Genomic DNA, 12230 nt, shown 5'->3' on the forward strand with positions numbered 1-12230 from the left:
ATGACGAGCGGAACGCGCCGCAGGATGGGTGTCCAGGAGCGCCGGGAGCAGCTGATCGCGGTCGCTCTGGAGCTGTTCAGCCACCGCTCCCCGGAGGACGTGTCGATCGACGAGATAGCGGAGGCGGCGGGCATATCGCGGCCGCTGGTCTACCACTACTTCCCGGGCAAGCAGAGTCTGTACGAGGCCGCGGTGGAGCGGGCCGCGCGGGAGCTGGCGAGCCGCTTCCGGGAGCCGCACGACGGCCCGCTGGGCGCCCGGCTGCTGCGGGTGATGCACCGGTTCTTCGACTTCGTCGACGAACACGGCCCCGGGTTCTCGGCGTTGATGCGCGGCGGTCCTTCGGTGGGGTCCAGCAGCACCAGCGCGGTCGTCGAGGAGGTCCGGCAGGCCGCGTACGAGCACATCCTCGACCATCTGGGCATCGAACGGCCCGCTCCCCGGGTGGAGCTGCTGGTCCGCTCCTGGGTGTCGCACGCGGAGACGACGGCGTTGCTGTGGCTGGACGGCCGCACGGTGGCGCGGGCGGACCTCGAACGGCAGTTGGTGCACGACTTCGGCGCGCTGGCGGCCGTCGCCGCCGCCTACGACCCGGACGTGGCGCGGCTGATGGGCGGCATCCTCGCGTCCGAACCGCCGGACGGCCCGTTCATGGAGCTGCTGACCCGGCTGGTGACGCTGGTCCCGCACCCCGCGTCCTGAGCCGTGCGGTGCGGTGGTGCGCGGCGGCCGCTCGGACCGGGCCGGGCGTCCCGGCGCCGGGCCCGTACGCTGGGCGCATGTCTGAGGTGATGGCACCGTCCGCGGCGGGACCCGCGGAGACGACCGGCGAAGCGGAGCTGAGCATCGGCCAGGTCGCCGAACTCACCGGGCTGAGCGTGCACGCCCTGCGCTTCTACGAGCGCGAGGGCATGCTCCCCACGCCGGTACGCCGGAATCCGGGCGGGCGCCGCGTCTACACCGGACGGGACGTGGACTGGCTGGTCCTCTGCACCCGTTTCCGGGCCTCCGGCATGCCGCTGACCACGATCCGGGACTTCGTGGACCTGGTCCGGCAGGGTTCCGGCAACGAGGCCGACCGGCTCGCGCTGCTCCGGGCGCACCAGGACCGGGTGGTGGCGCAGATCGCCGAACTCACCGAGTGCCTCGACGCGATCCGGCACAAGGTCGAGGTGTACGAGCGGCATCTGGCCGCCGGGACCGCCGACGGGCTGTGGAGCGGCGCCGGCCCGGCGGACCGCTGCGCGCGCGGGTGACCGGCCGCCGGGCGCCCGGCGACGGCACCGGTGCCCGGCCGCTCGGTGCCGGCCGTCGCGTGCCCGGCCACTCCGTGCCGAGGGCCTCGCTGCCGTTGCGCCTGCCGCCCGGCCGGTCGGTGTCGCTCCGCCGCCCCGCCACCTGAACGGCCCATCCGCCCTGTTCCCCGCTTCCCCCTGCCGTCAGAGAGACTCGCACGGTGATCGTCGCCCGTTCCGTCGCCCTGTTCGTCGTCGCCGCCCTGTTCGAGATCGGGGGTGCCTGGCTGGTGTGGCAGGGCGTCCGGGAGCACCGGGGATGGGTCTGGGTCGGTGCGGGCGTCATCGCGCTCGGTCTGTACGGCGTGGTGGCCACCTTCCAGTCCGACGACGACTTCGGCCGCATCCTGGCCGCGTACGGCGGGATCTTCGTCGCCGGGTCGATCGCCTGGGGCATGGTCGCCGACGGCTACCGCCCCGACCGCTACGACGTCATCGGCGCCCTGGTGTGCCTCGCCGGGATGGCCCTGATCATGTACGCCCCGCGCGGTCGCTGACCGGCCGGGACAGCACGTCCAGGCTGCCCCTGGACACGAACGGAAGGTCCGAGACCGTGGCGGACGAGCGGGAACTGGCCGAGACCCAGCGGCTCCACTGGCAGGACACCTACGCCGCGCACCCCGGCATGTACGGCGAGCGGCCCTCCGAACCGGCCGTCCACGCGGCCGGCCTGTTCCGCGCGGCCGGGGCCGGGGAGGTGCTGGAACTCGGCGCCGGGCACGGCCGCGACGCCCTGTACTTCGCCCGTGCGGGGTTCACCGTGCGGGCCACCGACTTCAGCCCCACCGGGCTGGCGCAACTGCGCGACGCGGCCCGCGCCCGGGGCGTGGCCGGGCAGGTCACCACCACGGTGCACGACGTACGCGACCCGCTGCCCCTGCCGGACGCCTCCGTCGACGCCGTCTTCGCGCACATGCTGCTGTGCATGGCCCTGTCCACCGGGGAGATCCACGCGGCGGTCGGCGAGATCCGTCGCGTCCTGCGGCCCGGTGGCATCCTCGTCTACACCGTCCGGCACACCGGCGACGCCCACTACGGCGCCGGCACCGCCCACGGCGACGGCATCTACGAGCACGGCGGCTTCGCCGTCCACTTCTTCGACCGCGCTCTGGTCGACGCCCTCGCCGAAGGCTGGTCCCTGGACGAGGTGCACGCCTTCGAGGAGGGCGATCTGCCCCGGCGCCTGTGGCGCGTCGTCCAGACCCTGCCCCGGTGACCGCGGCGGCCGGGCCGCCGGCGGGCCTCACCGGTGACGGCACCGGCCCGGCGGGCGTCCCCGGCACGGCGGTGTTCCGGACCGGGCCGGGGCCGGACGCCGGACGCCGGACGGAGGCCGCGGTCGAGCCCGGGCGCCGGGCCCCGCTCCCGGCACGCCGCGGCCCGCCCCCGGGCTCCGCGCGCCGGGGGCGGGCCCACCGGTCGCGCGGGGCCGGGGTCGCGGGTCAGCCGCGGGTGAAGACCGCGACGGTGCGGGCCGGGACCTCGAAGGTGCCCGAGTCCCGCTGGTAGCCGGCCGACCTGACCACCCGGTCGGCGCCGTCCGCCTGCACCGGGTGGAGCCGGTACCGCTCACCGGCCAGCGTGCCCACGGTCTGCCGCTGCCGTTCCGGGGTGGCGTTGAAGACCACCACCAGCGGTCCGAGCCGCATGGTGATCACGCCGGGTGTCTCGGTGGGCCCGGACAGCGGGAAGGAGAGGGCGGCCTGCACCCCGTCCGTGGTGGACTGGCTGAACGCCGGTTCGGTGGTGCGGATGCGCAGCAGGTCCCGGTAGGCGTCCGCGCTGCCGGTGATCTCCGCGCAGCCGGGGCGCAGCGCCGGGTCGGCCAGCAGCGGCCGGGCGTACGGCCACTTGGCCTTGTTGTCGGCGGCCGGCGGCAGTCCGCGGCCGAAGCCGTTGCCGGCCCGGCAGTCCCAGTGGAGTGCGTTGAACCAGTCGCCGCTGTCGAAGGAGTTGCGGTCCAGCGACTTGGAGCGGAGCCGGTCGGTGCCGGCCTGGCTGAGCGCGGGGCCCTGGGAGAGGGTGGCGGTGGCCATCGCCAGGACCTGCATCCGGGCCCGGTCCGCGGCCGTGGTCCGCTGCGGGAGTTTGAAGGCGAGCGCGTCGTAGAGGGTTTCGTTGTCGTGCGCGTCGGCGTAGGCGAGGGCGTCGCCGGGGGCGTCGGCGTAGCCGGCCGGGGCGCCGTTGTAGTCGACCTCGGAGCCCTTGACGCGCTTGCCGCCGGTGTCGGTGAAGGTGAAGTCCTTGAGGTTGCCGCTGAGCCCGACCTTGATCAGGTCCTGGTAGTGGAGGAGCCGGGCGCGCTCCTCGGCCGGGTCGCCCCCGCCGGACGAGGGGTCGGGGTCGGTGAAGAGACCGGAGGCGAAGCCCTGGACGCCCGGGTCCTCGTCGAAGGGGCCCCCGCCGCGGACCGCGTCCCGGGCCCGGTCGCTGAAGGTGGCGATACCGGTGCCGGCCATGTTCGCCTGGGTGGCCTGGACGAAGCGGGCGTCGTCGGCGACCTCGCCGAAGTTCCAGCCCTCGCCGTAGAGGATGATCGCCTTGCCGTCGACGCCGTCCTTCTCCGGGGTGAGCGCGTCCAGGGCCTTCCGCACGGCGAGGATGTTGGCCTTGGGGTGGTGGCCCATCAGGTCGAAGCGGAAGCCGTCGACCTTGTACTGCCTGGCCCAGGTGACCACCGAGTCGACGACCAGCTTGGCCATCATGCGGTGCTCGGGGGCGGTGTTGGAGCAGCAGGTGGAGGTGGCGACGGCGCCGTCCTCCAGCAGCCGGTGGTAGTAGCCGGGGACGATCCGGTCCAGGACCGACTTCTCGTCCTGGCCGTGGGCGACCGTGTGGTTGTAGACGACGTCCATCACGGTGCGCAGCCCGGTGCGGTTGAGGCCCTGCACCATCTGCCGGAACTCGCGGGTGCGGGCGGTGCCGTCCGGGTCGGTGGCGTAGGAGCCCTCCGGGACGGTGTAGTGCAGTGGGTCGTAGCCCCAGTTGTAGCCGTCCCGGGCGGCGACCGCACCGGTGCACTCCTGCTGCCGCTCGGAGTCGGCGGGCAGTGCGGGCAGGGCGCAGTCGGGCTCGGCCTGCTGGGAGCGGAGTTCCGGCACGGTGCCGAGGTCGAAGACGGGCAGCAGGTGGACGTGCGAGGTGCCGGCGTCGGCCAGCCGCTTCAGGTGCTTCATGCCGTCGGAGCCGGCTTCGGTGAAGGCGCGGTACCTGCCCGGGTGGCGGCTGGTGGGGTCGGCGATGGAGAAGTCGCGGACGTGGAGTTCCTGGATCTGGGCGTCCCGCAGCGGCACCGCTTCCGGCTTCTTCAGCGTCGACCAGCCCTTGGGGGCGAGCCGGGGGTCGCCGAGGTCGGTGACCAGGCTGCGGGCGGAGTTCGCGGTGAGCGCGGTGGAGTACGGGTCGGTGACCTTGTTGGTGACGACCCGGCCGGCGCTGGGGGCCCAGACGGTGACCTGGTAGCGGTAGGGCTTGTCACGCCAGCTCCGGTCGCCGGTGACGCGCCAGACGCCGTTGCTCGCGTCGCGGCGCATCGGTACCGTCCGGCCGTCCAGTTCGAGGGTGACGGTGCGGGCGGTGGGCGCCCACAGGGCGAGGGTGGGGCGTCCGTGGTGGAACACCGGGCCGAGTGCGGCGCGGGCCGCCCGGGTGCCGTAGAGGTCGTCGAGCACGCCGGGGATCTGGACGCCGGTGGCCGCGGTGACCCGGCCGTCGGCGTCGTGGCGGGCGGCGACGACCTGGCCGCGCAGCGCGGTGCGGGCCAGCTGCCGGTCCCGGGGGTCGATCGTGTAGGCCGGGTGGTCCTTCAGGTGCGGGTAGGCGGCGCGCTGGGCGGGGGTGAGCCCGTCCGGTACCGGGTTCAGCCGGAGCCGTCCGGCCGCGCCGGTCAGCTCGCCGTCGGTGACGGTGATGCCGCCGTCCGGCGCGTAGGCCAGGCTCTGGCCGGTGCCACCGGCGGTGGTCGGCCAGACGACGGTGTCCCGGTCGATCCACTGGGCGGTGGCCTTGCCGAGGTCGACGGGCGGCGGTGGGGTGGGCGCGGTGGCGGGCCGGGAACCGGCCGCGGCGGGGGCGGTCGGTGCGGCGGGGGCGGCGGCCGTGGCGCACAGTGCCAGCACGGCGGCCGCGACCGCGGTGGCGGCCCGGCGCGGGGAACGGGTCAAGGCTGCTTCTCCTGGTCGGAAGGGCAGGGGTGGGGTGGCCGCCCGGCGAGGCGGGGAGGTCCGCCGGGCGGCCGGTCCGGGGAAGCGGGCCGGTGCGGCGCTCGTCCGCGGCGGGGGCCGGGAGGGCGCCGGACGGGCCCGCTTCGGCGGGCGGAGCCGGCTAGGCGCAGTTCCGCGCGCCGGTGTGCAGCGCCACGGCGGTGTCGGCGCCGAGCGAGGCGGTGAACTGCCCGGAGCCGTTGACCGTGACGGGCCTGTTCGACTGCACGTCGCAGTAGGTGCCGGCGGGCAGGGAGGTCTGGAAGGTGCGGTCGAGGGTGGTCTTCTCGTGGTTGATGGCGACGTACGCCTTGCCGCCCCGGCCGAACGCGATGGCGTCGCCGCCGTTGTCCCACCAGTCGGTGACGGCCTGGCCGCGCGCGGTGTTGCGGAAGGCCACCATGCCGGAGATCTCGGGCCAGGCGTGCTGGCACTTCCAGCCGTCCCGGTAGCAGGCGTTCACGGTGCCGCCGTTCGGGGGCCCGGCGTCCCGGTCGGTCCACTCGTATCCGGAGTGCACGTCCGGGGAGCCGTAGGGCCAGGCGAGCATGAAGACGTTGGCCAGGGTGTAGGCGGCGCCGTCCTTGTAGTTGAGGGTGTCGCCGCCGCGTTCGGTGTCGTGGTTGTCGACGAAGACGGCGGACTTCCCCGACTCCATGTAGCCCCAGCCCTCGCCGTAGTTCCTCAGGTAGGCGAGGTTCTCGTCCCGGAAGACGCGTTTGAGGTCGCGGGCGTAGCGGAACTCCTGCACGTCGCCGTTGCCCAGGTACTCGGCGGGCGAGACGGCCTCGCCGGCGCCGTGGATGGCCTCCTGCTTCCAGTAGGCGTCCGGGTCGGTCAGCCTGGCCTTGATGGCGGCGAGGTCGGCGGCGGGCATGTGCTTGGCGGCGTCGATGCGGAAGCCGTCCACGCCGAGCGACAGCAGGTCGTCGAGGTAGTCGGCGATGCGGTCGCGGACGTAGGGCTCGCCGGTGTCGAGGTCGGCGAGGCCCACCAGCTCGCAGTGCTGGACGTTGTACTTGTCCCGGTAGTCGGAGATCGCCGCCCGGCAGTCGTCGAGGTCCGGCCCGGAGTAGGTGCCGGGGTAGTCGTACTTGGTGTACGCGGAGCCGCCGGTGCCGGTTCCGGAGCCGGCCGCCATGTGGTTGATGACGGTGTCGGCGACGACCTTGACGCCTGCCGCGTGGCACGCGTCGACCATCTCGGTGAAGTCGGTGCGGTTGCCCAGCCGGCTCGCGATCTTGTAGCTGACGGGCTGGTAGGAGGTCCACCACTGGCTGCCCTGGATGTGCTCCTGGGGCGGGGACACCTGGACGTAGCCGTAGCCCTGGGGGCCCAGGGAGTCGGTGCACGCCTTGGCGACCGACGCGAAGCGCCATTCGAAGAGGACGGCGGTGACGTCCTTCTCGCCGGGCGGCGCGGCCTGCGCGGGGGCGGGTGCGGCGAACAGCGTGGCGGCGGCCGCCGCGAGGGCGAGTGCGGCCGCGACCGGTTGCTTGGCCATCGTTCCTCCGTGGGGGTGGAGTTGCGGGTGGTGACGATCAGCCTCGTACGGCAACGCGCCATGCCCGTAGGGCCGGTGAGGGGGGCGGGGCGGCGGGGGCCGGTGCTCCGGCCGTGAACCGTCCGTTCCGGCAGCCGCCGGCCGATCGGCGGCTCCCGGAACGTACCTTCGGCACCGGGTGGTTGCAAGACCTTTCGCAAGAGATTGCGGTGGTGCTACGTTCCCCTGCAGCCGGTCCGGCCGGCCGGAGACCCTCTCCTCGCCCGCCCTCGGGCAGGAGGAGCCCACCTCCTCGCCCGCTTTCGGGTGGGAGGGGGCCTGACTGCCCGTCTCGGGTGGGAGGGGTCCGACGGGTCCCACGCGCCCGGCCGGCCGGACCGGTCCGCGCTGCCCGCGGGTGTGCGGGCGCCCGCCGGGCACCGGGACGCCCGCGGTCCCGCCCCCGTCCGTCGCGCGCCGACGGGCGCGCCCCATCGCCGCGGCGGACCGGCGGCACCGCACGCCCCGGCGCCGCCCGGCACGCCCGGTGCCGCCTGAGTCAGCCGCGCGGCCGCAGCTGCGCGGTGGACCCGCGCACCACCAGGTCCGGCTGGAAGACGAACTCGGTGGGCTGCACCGGGTTTCCCTCCACCGCCTCCAGCAGCGCCCCCACCGCCGCGGCGGCCATCGCCTGCACCGGCTGGCGGACCGTGGTCAGCGGGGGATTGGTGAAGGCCATCAGCGGGGAGTCGTCGAAGCCCACCACGGAGACGTCGCCGGGCACGGTCAGCCCGCGCCGCCACGCCTCCCGGATCGCCCCCAGCGCCATCAGGTCGCTGCCGCAGACGATGCCGGTGCAGCCCTGGTCGTACAGGGCTCCGGCCGCGACCTGGCCGCCCTCGACGGTGAACAGGGTGTGCTGGATCAGCGGTTCGGTCTCCTCGCGGGCCCGCCCCAGCAGCTCCCCCAGGGCGGACACGAACCCCTCGGCCTTGCGCCGCGCCGGTACGTACCGGGCGGGCCCGACGGCCAGCCCGATCCGCTCGTGGCCCAGGGCGACCAGGTGCGCCACCGCCATCCGGGCCGCCGAGCGGTCGTCCGGCGAGACGAAGGGCGCGGCGACCGCCGGGTTGTGCCCGTTGATGAGCACGAACGGCACGCCCCGGTCGGCCAGTTCCACGTACCGGGAGGGGTCGGCGGTGGTGTCGGCGTGCAGCCCGGAGAGGAACACGATGCCGGTGACCCCGCGCTCCTCCAACTGCTCCACCAGCTCGTCCTCGGTGGCGCCGCCGGGCATCTGGGTGCACAGCACCGGCGTGTACCCGTGGCCGGCCAGGGTCTGCTCGATGACCTGCGCGAAGGCCGGGAAGATGGGGTTGGTGAGTTCCGGGATCACCAGCCCCACCAGCCCGGCGCTGCGGCGGCGCAGCTTCACCGGCCGCTCGTAGCCGAGCACGTCCAGCGCCGCGAGCACCCGCTGACGCGTGGTGCCCGCGACGCCCGGCTTGCCGTTGAGCACCCGGCTGACGGTGGCCTCGCTCACCTTCGCCTGGGCGGCGATGTCGGCGAGCCGTGGGGTGGCGGCGAGGTCACCGGCGCGCGACGGCGGTGGGATCACACCGCCCACCAGACCGTGGTGTCGGCGGGCAGCCGGAACTCCGCACCGTCGCCCGGGAGCGGGCCGCTGGCCAGCAGGACCCGGCCCGGTGCCGGCAGGGCGACCGGCTGCCCGGTGGCGTTGACGGTGCATATGAAGTCGTCGCGGCGGAATGCCAGGACACCTTCGGGCGCCTCCAGCCACTCCACCGCGTCCCCGGCGCCCAGGGCGGGGTGCTCGCGGCGCAGGGCGATGGCGGCGCGGTACAGCTCCAGGGTGGAGTCGGGGTCGCCGGTCTGGGCCTCGACGCTGAGCCGGGCCCAGCTGTCGGGCTGCGGCAGCCAGCTCGGGCCGCCGGCCACCGGCCCGAAGCCGTAGGGCGCCTCGGTGCCCGACCACGGGATCGGCACCCGGCACCCGTCCCGCAGCCCCTCCTGGCCGTTCTCCTTGAAGAAGGAGGGGTCCTGGCGGACCTCGTCGGGCAGGTCGGTGACCTCGGGCAGGCCGAGTTCCTCGCCCTGGTAGACGTAGGTGGAGCCGGGCAGGGCCAGCATCAGCAGCGCGGCCGCGCGGGCCCGGGCCAGGCCCTGCTCCGGGCCGGACTCGGCGTACCGGGTGGTGTGCCGCACCACGTCGTGGTTGGACAGCACCCAGGTGGTCGGGGCGCCCACCGGCCGCATCGAGTCCAGCGACTCGTCGATGACCGCGCGCATCGCCGCCGCGTCCCAGGCGGTGCCCAGGAAGTGGAAGTTGAACGCCTGGTGCAGCTCGTCCGGGCGCAGGTAGAGCGCGGTCCGTTCGGGGCTGGGCGTCCACGCCTCGGCGACCCCGATCCGCTCGGTGCCGGGGCCGTCCGCGTACTCGTCGAGGATCTTCCGCCAGCCGCGGTAGATCTCGTGCACCCCGTCCTGGTCGAAGAACGGCATGGACTGGTTGCCGAGCAGCTTCAGCTGCTCGCTGTGGCCGAGGTCGGGCAGCCCTTCGGCCTTGACCAGGCCGTGCGCCACGTCGATGCGGAAGCCGTCGGTGCCCAGGTCCAGCCAGAACCGCAGGATGGAGCGGAACTCGTCGTGGACGGCGGGGTGCTCCCAGTTGAAGTCCGGCTGCTCGGGGGCGAACAGGTGCAGGTACCACTCGCCGGGGGTGCCGTCCGGGTTGTCGGTCCGGGTCCAGGCCGGGCCGCCGAAGATGGACTCCCAGTCGTTCGGCGGCAGTCCGCCGTCCGCGCCGCGGCCGGGGCGGAAGTGGAAGCGGGACCGCAGCGGGGAGCCGGGCCCCTCGTGCAGCGCCTGCCGGAACCAGGCGTGCTGGTCCGAGCAGTGGTTGGGCACGAGGTCGACGATCACCCGCAGGCCCAGCCGGTGCGCCTCGCGGATGACCGCGTCGGCGTCGTGCAGGGTTCCGAACATCGGGTCGATGGCCCGGTAGTCGGCGACGTCGTATCCGGCGTCGGCCTGCGGGGAGGCGTAGAAGGGGCTGAGCCAGACGGCGTCGACCCCGAGGTCCTTCAGGTACGGCAGCCGGCTGCGGACGCCTTCGAGGTCGCCCATGCCGTCGCCGTTGCCGTCCGCGAAGCTGCGCGGATAGACCTGGTAGATCACCGCGTCCCGCCACCAGTCCGGGCGCTCGCCCGGGGTGGTGGACGTGGTTGCCGCACCGACGGCGGGGTCAGCGAGATGCTGCGTCATGGTGTCCTTGGGTTTCGAGAGGTCGTGCCCCGCCCGGCGCCGGGGGTGGCCCGGCGCCGGGCGGGGCGGTGGCTCAGGACTTGGTGGCACCGGCCGTGAGGCCGGCGACCAGGTGCCGCTGGGCCCAGGAGAAGACCAGCGCCGCGGGGACCGCGATCATCACGGCAGCCGCGGTCATCGCGCCCCAGTCGGAGGTGTACTGGTTGACGAAGGTCTGCAGGCCGGCCGGGAGGGTGAGGTTCTCCTCGCCGGTCATGAACGCGGAGGCGTAGGCGACCTCGGCCCAGGCGGTGATGAAGGTGTAGAAGGCGGTGACCGCGATGCCCGGCTTCGCCAGCGGGACGATCAGCCGCCAGAAGGTGCCGAACGGGTTCAGCCCGTCGACCCGGCCGGATTCGTCGATCTCCACCGGGATGGTGTCGAAGAAGCCCTTCATCATCCAGGCGCAGAAGGGGACCGCGATCGTCAGGTAGGTGACGATGAGCGAGATCGGCTGGTTGAGCCAGCCCAGCGTCGACATGATGTTGTAGAGCGGCACGATGAGGATGGCCATCGGGAACATCTGGGTGATGAGCAGCAGCCACATCAGCGGCCGCATCCCGGGGAACCGGAAGCGGCTGACGGCGTATCCGGTCGTCGCGGCCACGAAGACCCCGAGCACGGTGGTGACGACCACGACGAACAGCGAGTTCCCGAACCAGGCGAGGAACTCCGTGTCGTTCAGGACGTGGGTGTAGTTGTCCAGCGTCGGGTTCTTCACGACGTCGGTGCTGAACGACTCGCTCTTGGGCTTGAACGACGTCACCAGCAGCCACAGCGGCGGGAAGACCGCGACGGCGGAGGCGACGATCAGGGTCAGGTGCAGGCCGAAGGAGGCCAGCGGGGAGCGCCGGCCGCGCGTCGCGCGGGCCTTGGGTGCGGTGGGTGCGGCCATGGCTACCAGACCTCTCCCTGCTTGCGGAGCGAACGGCGGTAGACCACCGCGAAGAGCAGGAGGATGAGCAGGATGAGGACGCCCCAGGCGGAGGCGCCGGCGAAGTCGCGGGGGCTGTTGACGAAGGACAGCCGGTAGGCGTAGGTCACCAGGATCTCGGTGCTGTCACCGGGACCGCCCCGGGTGAGCAGGAAGATCACCGGGAACATGTTGAAGGTCCAGATGGTGGAGAGCAGGATCACCGTGCTGCTGACCGAGCGCAGTCCGGGCAGCGTGATGTGGCGGAACCGCTGCCAGGGGCTCGCGCCGTCCATCTCGGCCGCTTCGTACAGCTCGCCGGGGATGGACTGCAACCCGCCCAGCAGCGCGACCAGCATGAACGGCACGCCCAGCCAGATGTTGACGGCGATCACCGAGACCTTGGCCATGGTGGGGTCGTTCAGCCACGGCACGGCGTCGATGCCGCCGCCGTCCAGGATCTTGTTGAGGATGCCGTTCTTCTCGTTGTACAGCAGCCGCCAGGCGAAGACGGAGACGAAGGCGGGCACCGCCCAGGGCAGGATCAGCAGCGAGCGGTAGAGCGCGCGCCCCTTGATCTTGCGGTTGAGCATCACGGCCAGGCCCAGGCCGAGCGAGAAGGAGACCGCGACACAGGAGACCGTCCAGGTCACCGTCCAGCCGAGCCGGTCCCAGAAGACCCCGTCCTGCAGGATCGCGGTGAAGTTGTCGAGCCCCACGAAGTCGTAGGTGGCGGGGATGTGGTTGACCCCGATGTTGCGCTCGACGTTGGCCTCGTTCGCGTCGGTCAGCGACAGGTAGACACCGCGGCCCAGCGGGTAGCCGATGATCACACCGATCACGATCACCACGGGGGCGACCATGGCCCAGGCGTACCAGTGGGTGGCCAGCGCGCGCCGGATGCGGCCGGGAGCTCTCTTGTCGGTGCGGCCGGCCTTCCGGACCCGGCCGGGGGCGCGGTCAGCGCCCCCGGCCGGTCCCGCCGACCGGCTGGTGTCGACAGCCATCTGTGC

9 protein-coding genes and 1 pseudogene are annotated in these 12230 nt (G+C 73.4%); 4 read left to right on the forward strand and 6 right to left on the reverse strand.

The window, feature by feature from the left end:
* From ACH4B3_RS11045 to ACH4B3_RS11060, 4 genes are all read left to right on the forward strand, one after another.
* Complete coding sequence (locus tag ACH4B3_RS11045; RefSeq protein WP_398462491.1) at positions 1-702, forward strand: TetR/AcrR family transcriptional regulator; 702 nt, start codon at positions 1-3, stop codon at positions 700-702.
* Between the two features lie 77 nt (positions 703-779).
* On the forward strand, positions 780-1256 hold the full coding sequence (locus ACH4B3_RS11050; protein WP_398462492.1) for a MerR family transcriptional regulator: 477 nt from the start codon (positions 780-782) through the stop codon (positions 1254-1256).
* Positions 1257-1456: 200 nt separating this feature from the next.
* On the forward strand, positions 1457-1792 hold the full coding sequence (locus ACH4B3_RS11055) for a YnfA family protein (RefSeq protein ID WP_398462493.1): 336 nt from the start codon (positions 1457-1459) through the stop codon (positions 1790-1792).
* Positions 1793-1848: 56 nt separating this feature from the next.
* A complete protein-coding gene (locus tag ACH4B3_RS11060; protein WP_398462494.1) occupies positions 1849-2511 on the forward strand; it encodes a class I SAM-dependent methyltransferase in 663 nt (220 codons plus the stop codon).
* A gap of 226 nt (positions 2512-2737) precedes the next feature.
* Here ACH4B3_RS11060 and pulA read toward each other — a convergent pair whose 3' ends face one another.
* From pulA to ACH4B3_RS11090, 6 genes and pseudogenes are all read right to left on the reverse strand, one after another.
* Complete coding sequence (gene pulA, locus ACH4B3_RS11065; RefSeq protein ID WP_398462495.1) at positions 2738-5458, reverse strand: pullulanase-type alpha-1,6-glucosidase; 2721 nt, start codon at positions 5456-5458, stop codon at positions 2738-2740.
* 166 nt (positions 5459-5624) lie between these two features.
* A pseudogene (locus ACH4B3_RS11070) lies at positions 5625-7001 on the reverse strand (alpha-amylase family protein); the annotation flags it as partial.
* A gap of 538 nt (positions 7002-7539) precedes the next feature.
* A complete protein-coding gene (locus ACH4B3_RS11075; protein WP_398462496.1) occupies positions 7540-8607 on the reverse strand; it encodes a LacI family DNA-binding transcriptional regulator in 1068 nt (355 codons plus the stop codon).
* Positions 8595-10265 carry a glycoside hydrolase family 13 protein gene (locus tag ACH4B3_RS11080; protein WP_398462497.1) on the reverse strand — a complete coding sequence of 557 codons (1671 nt, stop codon included), beginning with the start codon at positions 10263-10265 and terminating at the stop codon, positions 8595-8597. Before ACH4B3_RS11080 ends, ACH4B3_RS11075 begins: the two co-directional genes overlap by 13 nt.
* A 73-nt stretch (positions 10266-10338) precedes the next feature.
* Positions 10339-11199 carry a sugar ABC transporter permease gene (locus tag ACH4B3_RS11085; protein WP_398462498.1) on the reverse strand — a complete coding sequence of 287 codons (861 nt, stop codon included), beginning with the start codon at positions 11197-11199 and terminating at the stop codon, positions 10339-10341.
* A gap of 2 nt (positions 11200-11201) precedes the next feature.
* Positions 11202-12224: a carbohydrate ABC transporter permease gene (locus tag ACH4B3_RS11090; RefSeq protein WP_398462499.1), complete on the reverse strand. Its 1023-nt coding sequence runs from the start codon at positions 12222-12224 to the stop codon at positions 11202-11204.
* Between the last annotated feature and the right edge of the window lie 6 nt (positions 12225-12230).

The sequence above is a fragment of the Streptomyces sp. NPDC018031 genome (assembly GCF_044327625.1).
Lineage (GTDB): Bacteria > Actinomycetota > Actinomycetes > Streptomycetales > Streptomycetaceae > Streptomyces.